Origin of the sequence: Chryseosolibacter histidinae (genome assembly GCF_018598225.1) — a bacterium.
GTDB lineage: Bacteria > Bacteroidota > Bacteroidia > Cytophagales > Cyclobacteriaceae > Chryseosolibacter > Chryseosolibacter histidini.
Window position 1 is genome coordinate 1 of sequence record NZ_JAHESF010000055.1, and the last position, 20,869, is coordinate 20,869.

Sequence of the window (20,869 nt, forward strand, 5' to 3'; positions counted from 1 at the left end):
CCTTTCTTTTTTCCCCGCCGACGACGGCATACGCGCTCGCCTCTTGTCTCGTGGGCTCGGAGCGGTGTATAAGAGACAGTCGTAAGAGAAGCACAGGGTGCCATTTTTACTCACGCTGAGAAAACGAACGGGATGTTTGGTGAAGGTGGTGAGTTGTGTTTTATCATTGGGCTGGCTCAGCGACAGGCGGTGAACGTTGTAGTTTCCACTTTGCTCGCTGAGGTAATACAGGTAATTGCCTTCGGGATCCGTCACCGGGTTGCGGTCTTCGCCGGCATCCTGCGTAAGCTGTGTATGGGTACCGTTGCGCACATCGTATACCCAGAGGTCGCGCGCAATGGATGACCGGTGATGCTTGCGCCACGGATCTTCGTAACCTTTGCGGTCATGGTAATAGATCCTGTTCGCAGAAGCATCGTAGGAGGCAAGCTCAGAAGGTGTGGTGAGCACCTGCGTGTTGCGTCCGCCTGTCACCGGCACACTGTAGAGCTCGGGCATGGCGCGGTTGGGAAAATCTGCATAGGTTTCGAGGTCAACACGGGATGCATTGAACAGCACATTCTTTCCATCGGGCGTGAATGCCGAGGGGTAGTCGTGCGACGAATGGTAGGTGAGCCGTTGTGCGCTGCCACCCGTAGCCGGAATGGTGTAGATGTCGAAGTTACCGAACCGGTCTGATGCAAACGCGATGGTCTTTCCATCGGGAGACCACACCGGCATAAAGTCGTGCGCGGGATGAATGGTCAGCAACGATGCCTGGCCACCTGCCGCGGGTACCGAATAGAGGTCGCCTTGGTACGTGAAGACTATTGTGGAGCCATCGGGTGAAATGGAAGGGTAGCGCAGCCAAAGTGGCTTTTGCGCAAACACCGATGTAGCCATCAGCGTGAGGAGCAAGATGAAGGATTTCATAACAACAGGGATTTTGGGTTGGGTTATCAATAAATTTACCGGTAAGCCTCACCATCTGAAAGCTTTTCGGTACGGGCGGCTTGGGGTATTTTTTGGAGTTTGAAGTTTAAGGTTTAAAGTTTAAGGTTTCAAGTTAAGGTGGGCTTGGGTCAACGGGAGGGGAGACTGGGTTTTGGTTTTAGTTTGTAGCCGAGGCGCTCCAGCCATTTTACACTGAGCCAGGGCCACGTGTTCAGTACCTTATCTTTGGGCGCCATGCCATAGCCGTGGCCACCGTGGTCGTAGATATGAAGGCTGGCGGGGATGCGATGTTTCCGCAGTGCCTGGTAGAAGAGAATTCCGTTTTCGGGCGGCACCACGTTATCATCTGTAGAGTACACCAGGAACGTGGGAGGCGTATGCTCATCGACGCGGTTTTGGGTGGAGAGCGAGTCTACGAATGCGTTGTCGGGGTTCTTGCCCAGCAGCATCTCGCGGCTGCCATTATGTGCAGGCGCGCCGGAAAGTGTGATCACCGGGTAGATCAGGATGGCAAACGCAGGCCTGGTGCTCCAACGCTCCAGGGGATCTTTCGCTTTTTTGATGGCGGGCTGATGCATGGTGGCGCACATGGAGGCGAGGTGGCCGCCAGCGGAGAAGCCGATGATGCCAATGCGTTCGGGGTCGATCTTCCATTCGCCTGCCCGCATTTTGATGATGCGCAGGGCGGTGGTTACATCCCGGTACTGATCAGGGTAACGGTGGCCCGCCTGGTTGAAGTCGTTGAGGCGATAGTTGAGCACAAAGGCATCGAAGCCGTACTGATTGTAAAACTGAGCTACATCCACGCCTTCGTGCTGGTCGGCCAGGTGTGAATAACCGCCACCGGGGCAGATGAGGATGGCGCCGCCGTGGGCGGAGTCGGGTTTTGCCTTAAAATAGCGGAGAAAAGGCGGCTCCTTGTCTTTTTCGAAGCCATCGTTGGTCACTTTTTCGGATGCGGGATAGAGGTAGATCTTTTCCTGGGCGTGCAAGGCTGTCATTACTGTAATAAAGAGTGTGGCGAGATAAAGTGTTTTCATGGTTTAGGGTATTGGAATTTGAAATTTAGGGGTTCGGCTGCTTTTTTAATAGCGGTGGTAGGATGGGTGGGGGAATTGATATGATACAAAAGAAAAAGGCAGTCACATTTCTATGTAACTGCCTCATTTTCAGTGCTCCTCCTCTTGGGCTTGAACCAAGGACCCCCTGATTAACAGTCAGGTGCTCTAACCAGCTGAGCTAAGGAGGAATATTTTACTTCCCAAAAGTCCCGAATTCTGCGAATTCTTTAAAATTTGGGAGTGCAATATTAAGGACTTAGGGCTAAAATATCCAAAACAGGCCGGATTTTTATTTTAATTCCTTTCGCCACGCCGGTTAATTTTAACAATACGGCCCCCCGTTTTCGTAAAATTAAAATCGAAAGATTCTTTTGAGTGTGCAGAATCCGGAGATTCCCCTTGAACCCAGTTCCCCCATTATTTTAACTGAATCTGCAAACGAATCCCATTGTCTGGCGTAGGGAGTTTTTTTAGCTCAATCTTTTACATAGATCCAACACTCAGTTACCTTGTCGTTAAGGAAAGCAATGTCTAATCCGCAGTCATCACCCCATACCTTATAACTAAGGTACTTTTGTTGTAAGTATCCAGGTCCCAATTTTTCGATCACTTCATCTCTTGTCAGGTTTATTAATTCTTTGCTTCTGACCAGGTGCCTGGCCATTTTCAGTCTGTTGTTGTCTTCCATTAGCCATCTTTGCCGGTTGAATGGCTCATAGTAGTTTGATTTATTAAAGTAAGTTGGTCCAATCACAAGCATCAAGATTATTCCAATCAAAGAAGGAACTGCAAATCCAATGGCTGCATACTTCGCTTTTCTCAACAGTCCCGCTATTAACAAAGTCAAAAATGATGTCGACAACGCTGTCAACAATATCTTCCGATGCCTTCCTTCCGGATTTTTAATTTCATCAATTCCAAACAAGTCAATGGTTTCCAGAAATAGGTAATAATAGATCACTCCGCTGATCACCAGCGATATTGCCAGTCCAATTATTGATAGTAAGACGTTTCTCTTTGTCATAAAAAATGCCGCACAGTTTACTCAATCCTGCCCCAACCACCTAAACTTGCCGGTCAGTTTATCAACTGTTCCAAATTGTGTGTTGTTATAGACAATCCAAATTTTTTCCTTGCCATCAGTCCATTCGTTCTTCTGAAAACTATAACGGACAACCACCGGTCGTTTTACCCGATATTCCATGAGCTTATTGTCGGCCCAGGGATCTGTATGCCAAACCAATTTGCCATTGGAGTCAAATGCTGAAATGAACACTCTCGTTGAATCCAGAATGAACTTCATCTTCAGGTTGTTGTCGACTAAAGTGTCTTTCTTGACCCTGTCGCGAAGCGTGGCATGTCCTACATACTGTCCAAAACAGATACCAGTCAATAGTATAAAAGTCAATGTCAATAGTCCTTGTTTCATAGTCTCCTGGCATGCAGCTAGCTAGTGGGCATGTACACGCTTCATTAACTGGAAATTTAGCAAAAAGTGTTTGATCCAGCGATAAGAACCTGGTCACTCGGAGACTCCGCTTGAACGGGGTGTGTCAAACGTGGCGCCTGATGGAACGAACATGAACCATGCCCCGATAAGACTTTTTACAAAATATTAATTATCCCAATGCGTTATACTCGGACACTAAAACACACTGAATAAAAAAATGACCCTACGAATTATAAGGACCCTTCTGCTTTCGGCGGTTGTTGCCGGAGTAATAGGTTGTGGAGGTGACGGCTCACAAAATGACGATGCATGTTCCTGCGACACCACGAAATTTTTATACACGATCCGCAGCGGAGAGTTTAACAGGATCCCTGAGTACGATACAATAACTTTTGCAGCCGGAAAACTCTATGATCTGAGTGCAAATGAAAACAAACGACTTTGGTACAGAGACATTGAAAATCCTGACACCACCAAGTTCACACGATACTGGAATGACTATCTTCCAAATAACTATCATGCAGACCACCTGGATTTTGTCAATTATTATGAAAATAAGCCCGAAACTGAAATAGCTTTTCAATTTGGCCCCAATATGGATTTGTGGGCCTACCACATATTTGTTATTAAGAAAAGTGGTTGTTGTTATTTGGCAACCAGAAGCTACTTCCGGCATGCAAGGTTTGTTTACAAAGCTTTTGCAATCATAGATAAAAGCAAAGTCGATAGTTTATACGCTATTCTTGAGCCGATCAGCAAGATCCCAATGGACGCCGACTCATCGTGGCGATACAGAGGTTATTTTGCTGACAATAGAAACCAAACCAAGTTTTATGTGGATTTTGAAACGGAGATGGAGGCAGATCACAGAACACCGAAAAAGGAAGTTAAATCGTTGTACAACTTTGTTGACAATAGCATAAAATGGGTGAAAACGTATGACTGACAAGATCAGCTGGTACAAAAAATTGTAGGCAAATCATATACAATGTGAAGTTAAATAGAATAGTAATCGCTGCCATCGCCATCCTGCTGGTTGTGCAAAGTTGCGGATCGAAAAGCGAGTTTCAAAAAGTTTTAGACTCGCCGGAAGAATTCCATACCAGGGAAATTGAACTAACTGGAATTTTGATCATTTCAATTGAAACAAGTGTAATCATTATGACAACTCATTCTAAAGCGGATGAAGCAATCTGGATTGAGTTTTCAGAAAATTGGCTGGGTGATTACGCGTTCGATCAAGTACGCGATCATTTCATAAAAATTAAAGGGACGTTTGACAAGGATAGTAAGGGGCCCGAGGGGGAATATGCTGGAACATTAAAAAATGCGATGATCGTGGCTGTAGGTGACGTTCCCCCCAACGAAGAAAGGTTAGCGGCTTTGCGTTTGCTGCGTGAGAATAACCTTGAGCTTAAGAAGCTTCATCTAGACGGATTTCAATTGCACTTCAATTGCGACTCCATTCCGTTCCTGAAAAAAACCACTGGTGACACAACAAGAATTTGGACGACGAGTGAAGAATCGTGTTACTACATGGACAATTTAAAAGAAGATATAAAGCCCTTGAAGAAAAGTATCCATCCTGAAAAATTTGGAAAGACTCAGTATATAGATGTTAACGAGAACGGCCGGGTTTCGCTGGTAACCATGCACGAGACAACGTTTGTCAAGAGGAATGATTCCCTATACCACTTCAATCGTTTCATCAAGCCAAAGCTTATATTCCATCCAGGGATGTTTATTGACGACCGGAAATCCATTAAACTGGAAAAGAAATATAATTACAAAGGCGACAGCATAGTGTTAGGGCGTTCGTGGGTGGACAAAGGATTAAAACATTATTACATTATAGTAATGAATCACGAGGACAACGAACTGACCCAGTATTCATTCACTTTTGACGAAAATTTAAGATTTATCTACTGGGAAGATTGCAAGAATTGATTTGCATAGGAGCCTGCATACAATAAACTATAAGCCATTGCGGGCGGCACGGAGTCATTCAAATACAAATAAATCGTACCTTTAATTCCCGCGGTCAATCCCATGTGCGGTAGTTTCCCGTGTGCTGTGGCAGATTGATAACGAAATTAAATTTTGCCTGACCTCACTCACTTTATATGATCTGGAATTACATCCTCATCGCATTCCGTTCCTTCCGGCAACAGAAATCGTATACGTTTCTCAACGTTATGGGATTGGCACTCGGAATGGCGGCCAGCATTCTGATCTTTCAATATGTAAAGTACGAGCGGAGCTTCGATCAGTTCCATTCGCGGGCAAGCGATATCTATCGCATTCAATACAATGGCTGGCAGAATGGTCAGCTTAATTTTGAAAGCGCTGTTGCAGTGCCAGCGGTAGGTCCTGCGTTGAAGAATAATTTTCCTGAAGTGGAAGCGTATACACGTCTTCTGCGAACGGGCGGTGTGGTCAGGTATGAGAGGCCGGGAGAAACCGCGGTTGAATTTCGTGAAGACCGCGCTTTTTTTGCGGATACTTCTTTATTCAGGGTTTTCGACTTTGAACTTGTTCATGGAAATGACCAAACCTGCCTCAAGGGCGTGAGCAATGTTGTTATCTCACAAAGTATGGCAAAAAAATACTTTGGTGATGATGACGCTTTGGGAAAACGGTTGTCGGTCAACGACCGGGATGGGGTGCATCGGTTGCTTGAAGTGACAGGCGTATTTGCGGATGTGCCGGAGAGCTCTCACATCAAATTTGATTTCCTGGTTTCTTTCGAGACACTGAATGTATGGTCTGAGAATGCTTCGGAGACGTCGTGGGACTGGCTTGGCTTCTACACGTTCGTGCTGCTGAAGCCTGACGCGGACCCGGAATCTTTGCAGGCAAAATGGAATTCGTATCTCACCAGAACCCGCACGGAAGAATGGAAACTGACCAATAGTAAGCAGGACTTTATTCTTCAGCCTTTAAAAGATATTCATCTTTACTCGAACCTTCGAAACGAGACTTCGCCGAAAGAGCTGCGCGATGGCGATTCGGTTTATGCGCTGAGCCTCATTGCCGCCATTATTCTCATCATCGCGTGGGTGAACTATGTGAATCTTGCAACGGCACGTTCATTCAAACGCGCCAATGAGGTGGGTGTCCGGAAGGTTGTGGGTGCGCTGAAAAGTCAGCTGATCGGCCAGTTTCTTATGGAGTCGTTCATCATGAACATTACAGCTGCGGTGCTGGCGCTGCTCCTGGTGAGAATACTGTGGCATCCTTTTATTGAGCTCACAGGATGGAATATTCCGCTCAGCTTTATGTTTCAGCAGGAGTTCTGGGTGCTGGTAGCCGGACTGTTCATTGCGGGTGCGTTCGTTTCCGGGTTTTACCCCGCAATTGTTTTGTCGTCTTTTAAACCCGTTTCCGTTTTGAAAGGAAAATTGATCAAATCGTCAGCGGGAAATTATTTAAGGAAGGGACTGGTTGTATTTCAGTTTGCCGCGTCGGTCTTTCTGATCAGCGGCTCGTTGATCGTATATGACCAGCTGATCTTCATGAAGAATAAGGACCTCGGTATGAACATCAGTGAAACCATGGTGTTGAAAGGTCCGCTTGGCATCGATTCGCTTTATGATGCAAAATATGAATCCTTCAAAACGGAAGTTCTCCGGATCCCCGGTGTTAAGGGCATTACGGCATCTTACATCATTCCAGGAGAAGAAAATTGGTGGATAAAGGATGTACAACGGCTCCAAGGCGGCTCGCGGGGTTTGCATACCGCTGCCACAACCATCATCGACGAAGACCATATTCCCCAATATGAAATGCGGGTAATGGCGGGTCGTAACTTTTCAAAAGCGTTCAATGAAGAAGGAAACGCGCTCATCAATGAAGCACTTTTGAAGGAGCTTCAATTTGAAACCCCGGCCGAAGCGTTGGGTCAAAAAATAGTTAACAATGAAGACACTGTCGAAATTGTTGGCGTAGTGGCTGATTTTCATCAGATGTCGTTGAAGAAAGGAATAAGTCCCTATGTTTTTCGATACGCGGGCACTGCGAGATTTTATTCGATCAAGCTTGAGGGAGAGGCGAACTATAAGGACGTGATTGCGAAGCTCGCAGGACCCTGGGAAACATTCTTCCCCGGCAACCCCGTCGATTACTTTTTTCTCGATCAGTTCTTCGACAAGCAGTATGAGCGCGATGACCGCTTCGGAAAAGTCTTTACAGTTTTCACGATACTGGCAATTGTTCTCGCCGCGATGGGACTACTGGGACTGGCGTCGTTCATGACCCTTCAGCGAACGCGTGAGATCGGTATTCGAAAGATCATGGGCTCGAGTGTTTCCGGTGTGATACTTCTGCTTACGAAAGAATTTATTCAGCCCGTGCTCATAGCCATTGCCATAGCCCTGCCGTTGGTATGGTGGCTGATGAACGAGTGGCTGCAGACGTTCGCCTATCATGTTGCCGTGCGGCCACTTATATTTTTCATTTCCGGAATGCTGGTGATGGTAGTCGCCTTCATTTCAGTTTCGTCTCAAACCCTGAAAGCTGCACTTGCCAAACCCGTTGATTCATTAAAACATGACTAATGCGCGATCATTTCGACGTTATCGGTGCTTTGGTTTGCCTGCCCCAGGCAATGAAGATGGCACAAACCAAAACGAAAATGTTAAAACCGATCTGAGAACCTTCGCCTCTTGAGATATGAAAAATGCTCGCGGCGATCATCAGCAATATAGTGCCGTAAGCAGCGTAAACTGTAAGCCTGGGCTGAATGCGAAGCAGGGCAGGCAATACCAATCCGAGCCCTGCCAACAGATCGACCACTCCGGTAATTGTTACTAAACCTGGGTTTTCTTTCACCCAGGGCCACGGCAATGCTCCAGGTTTAAAAATTTTCATTGACCCGGCCCAAAGAAAGGTAACGGCTAAGAGTATCTGTGTTGCCCAGAGAACAACGTTTAAAGCCTTTGATGTTTTTTGCTGACCCATGTTGCTTTTTATTAGTTCATGCAAAAATAGGTACCTTTGCTTTCCATTGTATAGCACTTTCCATTTGGATAGCGCTATCCACAGGGATAGTAATGGTAAAACAAGAAGCGGATGTTGTCTAAAGGTGGTTGCCCAAAAACAATGCTGTCTATCAGGGATGCGCTTGAGGCAGTTGAAGGAAGATGGAAATTGCTGATACTTTTTGCGTTGTCGGAGAAACCAAAACGTTTTAAGCAAATAGCAAAAGAAGTCAACGGAATTACCGATAAAACTTTGTCGAAGGAATTGAAGAACCTGGAGGCAAACAAACTGATCCGAAGAGATGTTTACGACACTTTCCCTCCAACAGTTGAATATTCAATCACGCCGCACGGAATGTCGTTGGAAAAAGTTTTGGACGAGCTTCATTTCTGGGGTTTGTCTCACCGGAAGAAAAACATTGTGAAATGATTTTTGCCTGATCTGGACCTGCGCTTTATCGCTCTGATCTTATCTTTTTCCTCGTCAACAACATAAAGCTTCCGGTTGAAACGAAGGTAAATTGGTATGTCGATCGTCCTTTGTCAGGCCATTCAATATTGATAAGGCGTTTGTCCGGGTCAAGATCATAGCTGCATCTTAGCACTAATTGTTCACTCCGGTTTTTGGTATTATAGAAACTCAAGGTTAGGTCGTCCTTGAAAGTCCATATTGTCCTGTCAGTCTTTAGCGAGTCTTTTGGCAATCTTAATATGGATAGGCCTATTTCCTTCGTTTCCTGGATCTGGTCGATGTGCGCATCTGACGTCCATGGAAAGTCTTTTATGTTATCAACATAGAGATCCTGCCCGAAACAGATTATTGAATTAATGGTGATTATGAATGTGAGTAGTCTCATTTGTCACGGATAGTGAAAGTGGTTACCGTCATTTATTTGCCTGCCTTGTAGTATCGATTGGCCGCTCCGCTGAATAGCCGGACTAAAACGTAAACACGCAGTGCGAAGATAATAATCATTAAAACTTCGTCGGGACTGATAGGTTTTTCCTGGATGAATAACACGACCTCCCAGAAGGTAAAAAGTGCCAGGATCACGCGGGTCCATTCGTTTTTTAACCCGATGCCCAGTAACACTACGAGTATGGCAACCTCGATGAAGAAGTACGTTGAGAAAATGCGATGCGCGAAATCCGTTGTCATCAATTCTTCAAAGATCGATTGTAATGCGGCAAGGATGACAGTCAAATAACAGATCATCGTCAGCTGTTTGATCTTTGGTTCTCTTGTGTCGGTCATCGTCCTACATTTTTGAAGTACTGGTCTACGTCTTCCATGGTCAACGTTAAGCCTGGTAATATCAACGGGGCGTTCCCTTCCTTGTATAGAATCAATTTCCAGTCCGGAAGCATGTCCCTTTGTACATCCAGGTGCCAGGTCTGGTTCTTTGACGTAAAACGAATGAATTGCCCGGTTGCCGTCAGGGTTTGAATGCCCCTGGATTCAATCATACAACGTGCCGCTTCACGATGCCGGGTATCAATTTTTGCATTTTCCTCAAAGTCCTGGCCCTGCATTTTTTTTAATTCACCAACCTGTTCATTTGTTGGATTGACTATCACCGCGCAATCAAAGTCGATGGTCTGTACAGAATCTGTGCCCGCTGTAAGATAGTTTTCCAATCGATACATTTGTTTGTACTGCTGTACACTCAACGGTAGCGCATAGTAAAATGAATCGCTTTCTATGATGTCCTTGCATGAATCACTGAGCGGCTCTTTTTTAGAACAGCTTATAACTGCGAGGAAAATTGTGATGGCAATTAATGGTCTCACTTTCCCCTTGCTATTATTCGATGTCGCCATTGTAAATCGTTAAGCCAGGAATTGCCTTTTTTAATTCTTCAAGATCAGTGCTATCTGCTTTGTTGCCATAGATCTCCAGGTATTTTAATTTTTTAAGCGCCTTAAGTTTTCCGAGCTCTGCTGAAAGTGTCAGCTTGTTCATAAACAGGCTCAGGCTGTCGAGGTTCTGAAGCCTTCCGAAGTTGCTGGGAAGCGTTTTTAGATCGAGGTCACTCAGTACCAGTGACTCGAGATTTGTCAGCTCTGTTATCTCGTCCGGAAGTTGTCTGAAGGGTGGTAGCTGCGTTCGTTGATCGAGGGCACTGAGGGGAGGATAGATTGTCCAGCCTCTTGCGCTGTCTTTCGCAATGTAGAGTCTTCTGGCAGCTTTGAGTTGACCGATGTCTTTCGGAACACTGTCAAGTCCGTACGTTTTCAGGTAGATCTCAAGCGATGTTTTGTCTGCGAGGTCTTCAAACAAACCGGTTTTCTTTTCAGTCGTCTCACAGCTCAAAAGAAGGATCAGCAAAACAGGAAAGAGGGTTTTCATCATTTTCTAGTCCAGTGGATGCCCAATTTCCCAAATATGCCCGAATGGATCAACCAATTTTCCGATTCTCCACGATTCTTCCGTGGTAACCGGACAGATCTGCGTGGCACCGGCTTTCAGGGCACTGGCGTACATAGTGTCCGGGTCATCGACCGTTAGCACCATGCGAACGCCACTTCCACCAATGGTACTGGGGCTCAGGTTGTCGAATTCCGGCTCTTCATCACCAAGCCAGAATTCTGCTCCTTCAATAGCGATCTTCGCGATAAGTTTTCCACCAGGCGCATCATACCTGACCACTTCTGTGGCCTCGAACGCAGCGATGTAAAATTTAACGGCTTCGATGCCGCTCTTTACTACCAGGAATGGTGTAAGGGTAGTGGGTCTTTTGGATTTCATGCCTGATATTTAATGATCTCAGCAGCTCTTTTTTATGCCGAAATCGTCTATGATCAAAGCTACATTTTTAGACCATACCTGGCACTATTTAATGTGAATAAATGCTCCAGGATCGATACGTTATTTTCTGTCATACAACCAGTCGCTGTTATCTGCGGGCACGTAATCGCCCGCGAGCATTGTTTTGATCCGGGATACGCGCAGCTGATTTTCGTTTTTGTGTGCAATACAATGGAACGTGGCAGGCGCGCGGATCATGGCCACGAGCGACAGGTATTCTGCTTCCGATAATTGATTGAATGATTTGCTGTAATAGATACGGGAGGCATCCTCAAAACCGTTGACCGCTTTGCCCTGGTGATGCCCCAGGTAAACTTTATTAATAAAGAGTTTGAGGATGGTGTCTTTGGGCGTGAGCGCATCAAAAGCGAATCTTGCGATCAGTGTTTGTTTGATCTTTTGAACGCCGGGTTTAAAATCATCGAAGTAGAATATTTTCACAAGGCCCTGGCTGATGGTGGTTAATCCTGTGCCCGGAGTACTGAAATCGTATCCTTTGTGATAGTAAAAGTTTGGATCCTGCACCTTTAACAGGATATGGCGTTGCTCCCGTGTGAGGTCTGCCAGTTCCAGTCTCATCGCCTCTGATTGAAGCGCCTTCTCAACGATCAGCGGTGTTTCTTTTCTTGCGCTGACAACTATAATGAAGTTGTAGATAACGAATACCGCTACGCCGGCACCGAAGATCTGCAGGGCTACGCTTATTTTTCTTTTCATAGGTTTATGTTGGTTTTTAGTGCGCCGGTGTTCTCCGCCGGTGTTTGATGTTCTTCACGAACACCACTTTCTGCGCCGGTGTTGGTGTTCTTCACCAACGCCACTTTTTCGGGGTTATGTCTATCAGTCACAAACCTAGTTTAGATCCGGTGTTTCAGATTCAGGAAATAATAAGTGGTGGAGGTAGTTTGAGAAGTGTGCGGAGCGGAGAGATAACTGTGAAGCACAATGACAACGATTACGTTCGTTGTTGATATTTATCTGTCACGTATCAAGTACGAATCTATCCAGCGATTTGAGGAGCGGTAAGTCTGTAGTTTGATTGTCTACTCAGTGAAGCGTTTGTGAAGATGCGAGTGGTGACACACTCGGAAATTAGATCCTCTCATCTCTTAAGGAGTAATTTGAAGCGAGCAATAACTAGTGCATCCGCTGACTTTTTTCACTTTTTTTCCCGATAACAGCCGCTCACTATAACTATTCATTTTATAACAATTTTTTTCAATTCTTGTTTACGAATTCGGGATTCTTTTTGTCGTTATCGGGATTATTTTCATTAACTTTATTTTAAGCAACTGGCAACAAGTTGCTGCGATCATTAATAAAACTTAAAAGAAGACTCTCCTTTAAGTAAAAACCTAGCCCACTTTTTACTTCGCATTATGACTGTTCTTTACAATGAAGACCGCGCATTGAAGCTTCTCGGCGAAGGCGATGCAGCAGGATTCAAAATGCTCTACGATCACTATGCACCACGCGTGGGCGAGGTAGCATATCTGCTGTTGAGGAGTGAAGAGCAAGCTGACGATCTCCTGCAGGAGGTTTTCATTCAGGTGTGGGTCGATCGCGAAAGGTTTTTAGCTGCCGATAAATTTGAAGCGTACCTCTTCACCTGCGTACGGAACCATGCGCTTCGTTGCATCAAACGAAGTAGCCGGGAAAAGGAAGTAAGAATGCAAGCTGCCTCATTAAAAGACCTCGATGAGAACAGCGTTGATAATTATATAAGAAAAAAAGAGCTGGCCGGCCTCGTTCAGCAGGCGGTAGCGCAGCTTCCCACACAGCGAAGGCGTGTCTTCACCATGTCAACCGATGAGGGATTGAGCCATGCAGACATTGCAACACAGCTTAACATCGATCCGCTCACGGTGAAGAATCACGTTCACTATGCGCGAGCGTTCATTTGGGATCGGATCCATCATCATATTGTAGTTTCTATCTGTTTTGCTCTCCCGACTTCTCTTCTCTGCTGATCGGTTTCTTTTCTTCTGCTGATTTTTCACACCGCTCGCTTCCTGCATTTTTATTTCATTGCATTCCATCAACCTGCTAACGATAGCATAAGGATCGGTTATAAATTTCTTCACTGAGCGTGTGACTTTCTACCGTCGAAAATGCTCATTGAGATATAAAGTGAAAGTTCGAGCGGATTTGAAATTGTAAGAGATCCTCGCGCACAAAACCAGACTAAAATAAAAATCCAACACCATGACGCCCAACTTTGACGAGCTGCTGAACAAGGTACTCAGAGGCACTGCTTCTGAAGAAGAACACAGGGAACTTGAGTTAATGCTTCGATCCGGTGAGTATGATGACAAGCTCACGGCTGAGAAGCTTTCGAGACACGCGGTGCTCGATCCTGAGCGCGCGCAAAAGAGAGCCGAGCGAAGCTATCCGGCCATTGAAAAGATCATCGGTGCCTCACTAAGCGCTATGGGAAGGTCCCGCGCCTGGCTGGCCGCAGCCGCCATTGTTGTGATTGCGATGGTTGCAGGGGTTTGGTTTATAGCTAAAGAGAAGGAGTGGTTCAACGCAAATCTGGCTGAGCAGAATGATTTGGATTGGGAGATCTATTCAGGGAAGCAGGTGGTCACGCTGCCGGATGGAAGTAAGGTGGTGCTGAACGACAACAGTGAGCTGCAGCATTCAAAATCATTTGGTGAGACAACCAGGGAAGTAAAGCTCAATGGTGAAGCGACTTTTGATGTTGCGCATGATCGGTCACACCCGTTTATTGTTCACACGGGGAAAGTCACTACGAAAGTATTGGGAACAGAATTTAACGTGAAAGCTTATAGCGATCAGCAGGAAGTTACGGTCACGGTTTTAAGAGGATTGGTGGAAGTGCTGAACGAAAACAGAATCCTGGGCAAAATCAAACCCAATGAAGAAATAGCGATCAACACTGGCACGGATGAGTTTGTGCAGAAGCAAACGAATGCGCAAGAAGCCGTTCAATGGCGAAGCAATTTTCTTGTGCTAGACAATGTGAGCCTGGAAGAAGCCGCGAAAATAGTTGGCGATAAATTCAATGTGAAGATCAAGTTTGAAAACGAAGCACTGAAGAGGTGTCGGTATTTTGGATCATTCCTGAATAATGAGAATTTGACTGACGTGCTTACGTCAATAAGCATTGCTATGCGGATAGAATTTGAGATCGAGAAGACTACTAGCGTTGTGACTTTTCGCGGAAAGGGATGTGAGTAAAAAAAAGTCTTTCATAAAACAACACGAACCTAAAACCTAAAACAAAATCTATGGAAAGAATCAAACTGAATCAAAGCGGCTAGTATGTGATCTGCGTTGGGCTGCTATTGTGGCAGTCAAAGTAAAAAGCAAAAAACCATCCGGGGTCGAGCCGGATGGTCAAATGTGCTTTTAATAATTATTCTGGTAACCATTAAAAACATTTAAAGGTATGAAAAATACTTTTACCGATCTACTCATTCGTAAACAGACCCCATTTGCGCGAAATAACATAACGGCTTTAATCATGAGAGTTTCGCAAGTTTATTTACTGATTCTAACATCGGCGTTAGTTACAATGGCAAGCCCTAAGGGAAGCGGCCAGTCAATTGAAAACACTACCGTTAAGCTTGAGATTGTCAACAAGCCCTTGAAGCAGGCGTTGCTGGAGATTGAGAAGCAAACTCACTTTCGGTTTCAATGGGATGTGGCAATTGAAAAATCTTTTCCCAAGGTGAACCTTCCGGAAGGAAAATATTCTGTAAAGGATGCACTTGATCGTTTGCTGCAAAACACACGGCTAAACTATCGGCAAAACAAAGCTCATATTATTATCATTCCGTCTGAAGAAGGTGAAAAACGTTCTGAGAAAGTGGCCGATGAGAAAGCTGAGTTAACTGACGCGAGTTCGGTAGTGTTGGTGACAGGCACAGTGAAAGACGCCGCGACACAAGAACCACTCGCTGGCGTGAACATTATTGTTAAAGGAACAACCAGAGGAACAACAACTGATGTAGAGGGCAAATTTGGAATTGAGGCAGAAGATAGCGATGTGCTTGTCTTTTCATTTATCGGGTTTCAACCTTTTGAGACCAACGTAGGTGGCAGAACGGTGATTGATGTTTCTATGGCGGTGGATGTAACCGCATTAAAAGAAGTAGTAGTAAACGCTGGCTATTGGAACGTCAAGGAGAGAGAAAATACAGGTAGTATAAGCCAAGTTTCCTCTGAAGAAATTCAAAAACAACCGGTATCAAACCCTTTAGCTGCGTTACATGGCAGAATGCCCGGCGTTCATATTACACAACAAACGGGCATGCCCGGTGGCGGATTCTTGATCCAAGTTCGTGGGAGAAACAGTTTAAGATCTACTTCTGGAGTAGGTGACCCTTTGTACGTTATAGATGGCGTACCGTTTACATCTACAACAATATCATCGAGCTCGATTGGTGGGCCAATTTTTGGTGGATTAGGTGCTAACCCTCTCAATAATCTCAACCCTGCTGACATCGAAAGTATTGAAGTCTTAAAAGATGCAGATGCGACGGCAATCTATGGTTCGCGAGGTGGTAACGGTGTTGTACTTATAACCACAAAAAAAGCCAAGGCAGGTAAAAGCCAAGTTGGTTTTAATTTTTACCAGGGTGTTGGTAAGGTTACAAATATGTTGGATTTGCTTACTACCGACCAGTACCTTGAAATGCGAAGAGAAGCTTTTGTAAACGATGAAGCGGTCCCCGGCCCAACAGACTATGATCTAACTATGTGGGATCAAAGTCGATATACTGACTGGCAGAAGGAGTTAATTGGAGGAACGGCAAACACGACGGATGCACAGTTCACTTTGTCAGGCGGTAATACAAGTACTCAGTTCCTTTTTGGCGGGGGTTTTTATCGGCAGAGTACAGTCTTTCCAGGCGATTTTGCGGACGAAAAAAGTTCCGCACATTTGAACATAAACCATGTTTCACCTGATAACAAGTTCAAAGCGGCTCTATCGTTTAATTATCTTGCTGATAAGAACAATTTATTGACCAGCGATCTCACCAATCAAGCTATAGCCTTGGCTCCAAACGCGCCTGCTATTTACGATGACAACGGAAACTTAAATTGGGAGAATTCGACTTGGATTAATCCTTTAGCTGCTCTAAGAAGAAAATATAAGGGCAATACTAATAACTTAATCGCCAACGGAAATTTAAGCTACTTAATCCTTCGAAATCTATCCGCTAAGGCAAGTATCGGGTATACAAATTTGAATATGCGGGAAACTTCAACCAACCCTATCTCTTCGCGGAACCCAGCAAATACTTCAGCCACTGGTATTGCATTTTTTGGCAACAGTGGTATTTCAACCTGGATAGTAGAACCTCAATTAGAATACAATGCAAGTCTAGGTCAAGGTAAAGTTGATATTCTTATTGGAAGCACTTTCCAAAACAGCCTACAGGAAGGTCAAACCGTTGGTGCATTTGGTTTCACGAATGATGCTTTGATTGAAAACATTCAGGCTGCAAGCAGTGTGTCTATTATAAGTACCAACTTCAGTGAGTACAGGTACAATGCATTGTTTGGACGTATTGGCTATAAATGGCGCGAAAAATATCTCATTAATCTAACAGGGCGTCGAGATGGGTCTAGCAGATTCGGACCAGATAAGAGGTTTGCAAATTTTGGGGCCGTCGGCGTGGGATGGATATTTTCTGAGGAAAAATTCATTAATAATACGTTATCCTTTCTTTCATTCGGCAAAGTAAGAGCCAGTTACGGCGTTACGGGTAGTGATCAAATCGGTGACTATCAATACTTGAATACTTACTCCACCACTTCGAATACTTATGATGGAATTAGAGGGCTAGTTCCAACGAGATTACTAAATCAGGACTACTCATGGGAAGAAAATAAAAAATTTGAAGCAGCCCTTGAACTAGCTTTTCTGAAAGATCGTCTTTCGCTCAACTCAAGCTGGTACCGAAATCGTTCGTCAAATCAACTAGTTGGATTTTCTCTACCGGCTATTACCGGACAATCCTCAATTCAATATAATCTTCCCGCGACCGTTGAAAATTCTGGCTGGGAATTCGAATTACGAGCTACTCACGTAAAAACTCCGAATTTTACTTGGTCAAGTTCTGCAAATTTAACTATTCCAGACAGCAAGTTAGTTGAATACCCAAATCTCGCAGGCTCGCCGTATGCGAACACCTATGTTGTTGGCGAACCCCTAAACGTTGTTAAAACATTTCAATATTTAGGAGTTGATGCCGGAACAGGTGTCTATACTTTTTCTGACCTAGATGGCGATGGAATAATATCATCGCCGCTTGACAATCAAACATTAATTAACCTTGGCCAAAACTTTTATGGAGGTTTCGAAAACAGTATTACCTACAAGGGCCTCCAAATTGACTTATTCTTTCAATTTGTGAATCAATTAGGATACAATTTCTTCAACAGCTTCAGCAACCCACCTGGTGCGGCAGTCAACCAACCGATCGAGGTAATGAATAGATGGCAAAGCTCAGGTGACCAAGCCGACGTTCAAAGGTTCACTCAGCGTTTTGGGTCCGACCCAAGTAATGCCTATATCAACTTTCTAAGCAATAGTAATAAAGCAATTAGCGATGCCTCTTTTGTAAGGCTGAAAAATTTGTCAGTATCATACGACTTGCCATTGAAATTAATCGGTAAAGCAAATGCGGACAAGGCTAGGGTATATATCGTAGGGCAAAACCTTTTCACCATAACGGAATACCGAGGAATGGATCCTGAAAATCGGAATGCACGGGTCCTTCCGCCCTTAAAAGTTATTGCCGCAGGTATCCAGTTAACATTTTAAATATCCTTTAACATGAACTCGAAAATGTACTTTCATAAATTGATCGGAAATTTGTTGCATGTAATTTCTGTCACTGGTATTACGTTCATGGGTGCGTCCTGTGATGAATTCGTTGCAATTGACCCGCCGAAGAATCAAATAAGCGGCTCAACTGTTTTCACCAATAACTCAACAGTTACATCTGCGATTAGTGCCATTTACATTGAAATGATGAGTAACTCAGGCTTTATGAGTGGCGGATCATCAAGCTTAACTGTACTCGCCGGTATTTCATCGGATGAGTTAATTAACTTTCAAACCAATGCCGACTACGTAGGTTTTTCTAACAACGCGATACTTCCAAAAAATTCTATTTTGAAGAGCCAACTATGGGACACAGGTTACAAGTACATATTTTATGCTAACTCAATATTAGATGGCCTCAACGGTTCAACTGGCATAACGCCGGACTTAAAAAAACAAGTTGAGGGCGAAGCCTATTTTGTAAGAGCATTTTGCAACTTCTACTTAGTAAACCTATTTGGTGATATTCCGGTAATAACAACAACAGATTACAGGGTTAATCGAATTGCGTCCAGAGCACCATCAAACACTGTATATGATCAGATTATTGCTGATTTGCAACAGGCTCAAACGTTGCTCTCCAATGATTACTCGTTTTCTGGCGGTAAGAGAATTCGCCCGAATAGATGGGCTGCAACCGCGCTTCTGGCGAGAGTATATCTATACTTGCAAGATTGGGGCAAGGCCGAAGCACTTTCAACTGAGGTGATCTCAAATACACAAGTTTATACACTGAAGGATATTAACTCTGTTTTCCTTGCTAATAGCTCTGAAGCCATTTGGCAACTTATGCCCGTTCAATCAGGTTTTAATACAAACGAAGGAGCGATTTTTATATCCTCGTCGACACCTCAAGTCGCAGCTCTCACAAATGATTTATTAAGCGCATTTGAACCTAACGACAATCGCAAGGCTGCCTGGGTTGGCAGTGTTACTGTCGGATCGAATATTTTCCATTTTCCATATAAATATAAGGTTAAAGCCGGTTCTGTAATCACTGAGTATTCAATGATTTTGCGTCTTGCCGAGCAGTACCTAATTAGAGCCGAATCCAGAGCGCAGCAGAGTAAAATTGACGATGCAATTTCAGATGTTGATGCTCTTCGCGTAAGAGCGGGGTTGCCTCCGATCAAACAAACAAATCCAGGAATTACTAAACCTGACTTGTTGGTGGCAATTGAAAAGGAACGTAGGATAGAACTCTTTTCTGAGTGGGGACATCGCTGGCTTGATCTTAAACGGACAGCGAGAGCAGACGAAATAATGCGGCTCATAAAAGGTTCTAATTGGGAGTCGACAGATGTACTATATCCGATTCCACAGGGAGAGAGAGAGAATAATCCAAGTTTATCACAAAATGCTGGGTACAATTAAACAATTGGTGAAAGTTCCTAGATCCTGGAACTTTCACTTAAATTTTATACTTGTAATGAATACAAAAACTTTCATTCTTACTATACTTTTCTTTCAGTCTAATTTTGGATGGGCACAAATTGGAGATCAGAGAAGTTCTGATTATCAACCGCTAAAGGTCGGCGACCCAGTTCCAAATTACACTTTGGTTAACCTCATTAACTATCCTTCTAAAACCGTTAGACTAGAGGATTTTAGAGGCAAATTACTTATTCTTGAATTTTGGGATTCTTACTGTACTCCTTGCATCGAAGGTTTTCCAAAAATGATGGATCTTCAAAGAGAATTTGCAAGTCATATCCAAATTATTCTGGTGAACCAGAAGGAAAATGTGAACCGGGTACGACAATTTTTTGATAAAAGAAAGAGACTTACAAATGTTAATGTAACCCTCCCAACAGTCTGTGGAGACACAATTCTAGGAAGTTACTTATTCAAGCACACTTCCGTACCACATGTAGTTTGGATAAATAAAAGCGGGATCGTGAATTCCATAACACTTGCTGATGTTGTAAATGCGAAAAATATTCAGAAACTACTAAACAACGAAAGCTATGTGCTACCACAAAAAGCCTCTTACAGTTCTGCGAATTTGGATTACAGCAAGCCATTGTTTTTAAATGGTAATGGCAGAATTGGGGATAGTTTGTTATGGCAAACGGTACTTTCAAAAAGAGTACCTGGTGTTCCTCAATTTCATAAAATCTCAGCAGACAAACGCGAGGGGTACTTTATTGCTGCGAATCTTTCGATTAGAGACCTATTCCGGTTAGCTTATGATAATTGTGGCTCGTTTTATTACAATTCAAACCTAGCCAATCTGAGGCAAACAATTTTGGAAGTTAGAGACTCGGCAAAGTATGTTCCAAAAAAGGACGGCGAAATGCAGTGGCAAAATTTTTATACCTATCAGTTGATTGCACCGAGGCAGTCTTTGCAAAAATTATTGGAAACTATGCGAAACGACCTAGCGAAATATTTCCAACTTGATGTTAGAGTCGAGAAAAGGAGAATGAAATGCCTTGTGCTGTCTGCAAGCGACACAACAATTATCGCATATAAGTCGGGGGATGCAGTACTAAAAGTAACCGACACGGATGTGAAACTCAATAAGGTCAAATTGACTAATTTCATTGAAACCCTTCGAGAAGTTTCAAATCGTCACGATTACCTACCATTCCCAATTATCGATGAAACCAATTTTAAAGGTGAAGTCGGTGGAATGGAGTTTTCTACGAATGTGTACAACAGTCAAGCCTTGGATTTAGCCCTTCAAAAATATAAAATGCGCCTAACTTTGGAACATCGGATCATCGATGTGCTCGTAATTAGCGAAGCAAGGAATGAATAATTAACGGC

At 44.1% G+C, this 20,869-nt stretch carries 19 protein-coding genes, 1 tRNA gene and 1 pseudogene; 9 read left to right on the forward strand and 12 right to left on the reverse strand.

The annotated features are described in order from the left end of the window. From KK083_RS29300 to KK083_RS29320, 5 genes and pseudogenes are all read right to left on the reverse strand, one after another. Positions 1-912: pseudogene (locus tag KK083_RS29300) on the reverse strand (S41 family peptidase); the annotation flags it as partial. 149 nt (positions 913-1,061) lie between these two features. After that, complete coding sequence (locus KK083_RS29305) at positions 1,062-1,973, reverse strand: alpha/beta hydrolase (protein WP_254169713.1); 912 nt, start codon at positions 1,971-1,973, stop codon at positions 1,062-1,064. Between the two features lie 135 nt (positions 1,974-2,108). Continuing rightward, a tRNA-Asn gene (locus KK083_RS29310) sits at positions 2,109-2,182 on the reverse strand. A 287-nt stretch (positions 2,183-2,469) separates the two neighbouring features. Then, positions 2,470-3,018: a hypothetical protein gene (locus KK083_RS29315; protein ID WP_254169714.1), complete on the reverse strand. Its 549-nt coding sequence runs from the start codon at positions 3,016-3,018 to the stop codon at positions 2,470-2,472. Between the two features lie 21 nt (positions 3,019-3,039). Beyond that, positions 3,040-3,423, reverse strand: coding sequence for a hypothetical protein (locus KK083_RS29320; protein ID WP_254169715.1), 384 nt, complete (start codon positions 3,421-3,423; stop codon positions 3,040-3,042). Positions 3,424-3,661: 238 nt separating this feature from the next. On the opposite strand from KK083_RS29320, the gene KK083_RS29325 reads away from it, so the two are divergent. The 3 genes from KK083_RS29325 (at position 3,662) to KK083_RS29335 (ending at position 8,000) form a co-directional block, all read left to right on the forward strand. After that, a complete protein-coding gene (locus tag KK083_RS29325; protein WP_254169716.1) occupies positions 3,662-4,390 on the forward strand; it encodes a hypothetical protein in 729 nt (242 codons plus the stop codon). A 44-nt stretch (positions 4,391-4,434) separates the two neighbouring features. Then, positions 4,435-5,391, forward strand: coding sequence for a hypothetical protein (locus KK083_RS29330; protein ID WP_254169717.1), 957 nt, complete (start codon positions 4,435-4,437; stop codon positions 5,389-5,391). Positions 5,392-5,567: 176 nt separating this feature from the next. After that, on the forward strand, positions 5,568-8,000 hold the full coding sequence (locus tag KK083_RS29335; RefSeq protein WP_254169718.1) for an ABC transporter permease: 2,433 nt from the start codon (positions 5,568-5,570) through the stop codon (positions 7,998-8,000). A 7-nt stretch (positions 8,001-8,007) separates the two neighbouring features. On the opposite strand, the gene KK083_RS29340 is transcribed toward KK083_RS29335, so the two are convergent. Next, complete coding sequence (locus KK083_RS29340; protein WP_254169719.1) at positions 8,008-8,403, reverse strand: DoxX family protein; 396 nt, start codon at positions 8,401-8,403, stop codon at positions 8,008-8,010. A 111-nt stretch (positions 8,404-8,514) separates the two neighbouring features. On the opposite strand from KK083_RS29340, the gene KK083_RS29345 reads away from it, so the two are divergent. Next, positions 8,515-8,853, forward strand: coding sequence for a winged helix-turn-helix transcriptional regulator (locus KK083_RS29345; RefSeq protein ID WP_254169720.1), 339 nt, complete (start codon positions 8,515-8,517; stop codon positions 8,851-8,853). Between the two features lie 459 nt (positions 8,854-9,312). On the opposite strand, the gene KK083_RS29350 is transcribed toward KK083_RS29345, so the two are convergent. The 6 genes from KK083_RS29350 to KK083_RS32585 all read right to left on the reverse strand — a co-directional run bounded on the left by KK083_RS29350 (position 9,313) and on the right by KK083_RS32585 (position 12,080). Next, a complete protein-coding gene (locus KK083_RS29350; RefSeq protein ID WP_254169721.1) occupies positions 9,313-9,678 on the reverse strand; it encodes a hypothetical protein in 366 nt (121 codons plus the stop codon). After that, positions 9,675-10,244 (reverse strand): hypothetical protein, encoded by a 570-nt coding sequence (locus KK083_RS29355; RefSeq protein ID WP_254169722.1) that lies wholly within the window; start codon positions 10,242-10,244, stop codon positions 9,675-9,677. The genes KK083_RS29350 and KK083_RS29355 overlap by 4 nt, the downstream gene beginning before the upstream one ends. Continuing rightward, positions 10,228-10,776, reverse strand: a complete 549-nt coding sequence (locus KK083_RS29360) for a leucine-rich repeat domain-containing protein (RefSeq protein ID WP_254169723.1) — start codon at positions 10,774-10,776, stop codon at positions 10,228-10,230. The genes KK083_RS29355 and KK083_RS29360 overlap by 17 nt, the downstream gene beginning before the upstream one ends. Positions 10,777-10,779: 3 nt before the next feature. Beyond that, the gene (locus KK083_RS29365; RefSeq protein WP_254169724.1) at positions 10,780-11,172 is read right to left on the reverse strand and encodes a VOC family protein; all 393 of its coding nucleotides are present in this window, start codon (positions 11,170-11,172) and stop codon (positions 10,780-10,782) included. A 120-nt stretch (positions 11,173-11,292) separates the two neighbouring features. Continuing rightward, a complete protein-coding gene (locus KK083_RS29370; RefSeq protein WP_254169725.1) occupies positions 11,293-11,949 on the reverse strand; it encodes a transglycosylase domain-containing protein in 657 nt (218 codons plus the stop codon). Continuing rightward, positions 11,946-12,080: a hypothetical protein gene (locus KK083_RS32585; RefSeq protein ID WP_262899641.1), complete on the reverse strand. Its 135-nt coding sequence runs from the start codon at positions 12,078-12,080 to the stop codon at positions 11,946-11,948. The genes KK083_RS29370 and KK083_RS32585 overlap by 4 nt, the downstream gene beginning before the upstream one ends. A 531-nt stretch (positions 12,081-12,611) precedes the next feature. Here KK083_RS32585 and KK083_RS29375 point away from each other — a divergent pair. From KK083_RS29375 to KK083_RS29395, 5 genes are all read left to right on the forward strand, one after another. Beyond that, on the forward strand, positions 12,612-13,202 hold the full coding sequence (locus tag KK083_RS29375) for an RNA polymerase sigma factor (RefSeq protein ID WP_254169726.1): 591 nt from the start codon (positions 12,612-12,614) through the stop codon (positions 13,200-13,202). A 235-nt stretch (positions 13,203-13,437) separates the two neighbouring features. After that, positions 13,438-14,436, forward strand: coding sequence for a FecR family protein (locus KK083_RS29380; RefSeq protein WP_254169727.1), 999 nt, complete (start codon positions 13,438-13,440; stop codon positions 14,434-14,436). Positions 14,437-14,647: 211 nt separating this feature from the next. Beyond that, positions 14,648-18,034, forward strand: coding sequence for a TonB-dependent receptor (locus tag KK083_RS29385; RefSeq protein ID WP_254169728.1), 3,387 nt, complete (start codon positions 14,648-14,650; stop codon positions 18,032-18,034). A gap of 12 nt (positions 18,035-18,046) precedes the next feature. Next, a complete protein-coding gene (locus KK083_RS29390) occupies positions 18,047-19,471 on the forward strand; it encodes a RagB/SusD family nutrient uptake outer membrane protein (RefSeq protein WP_254169729.1) in 1,425 nt (474 codons plus the stop codon). Between the two features lie 55 nt (positions 19,472-19,526). Then, positions 19,527-20,861, forward strand: coding sequence for a TlpA family protein disulfide reductase (locus tag KK083_RS29395; RefSeq protein ID WP_254169730.1), 1,335 nt, complete (start codon positions 19,527-19,529; stop codon positions 20,859-20,861). Positions 20,862-20,869 lie beyond the last annotated feature (8 nt).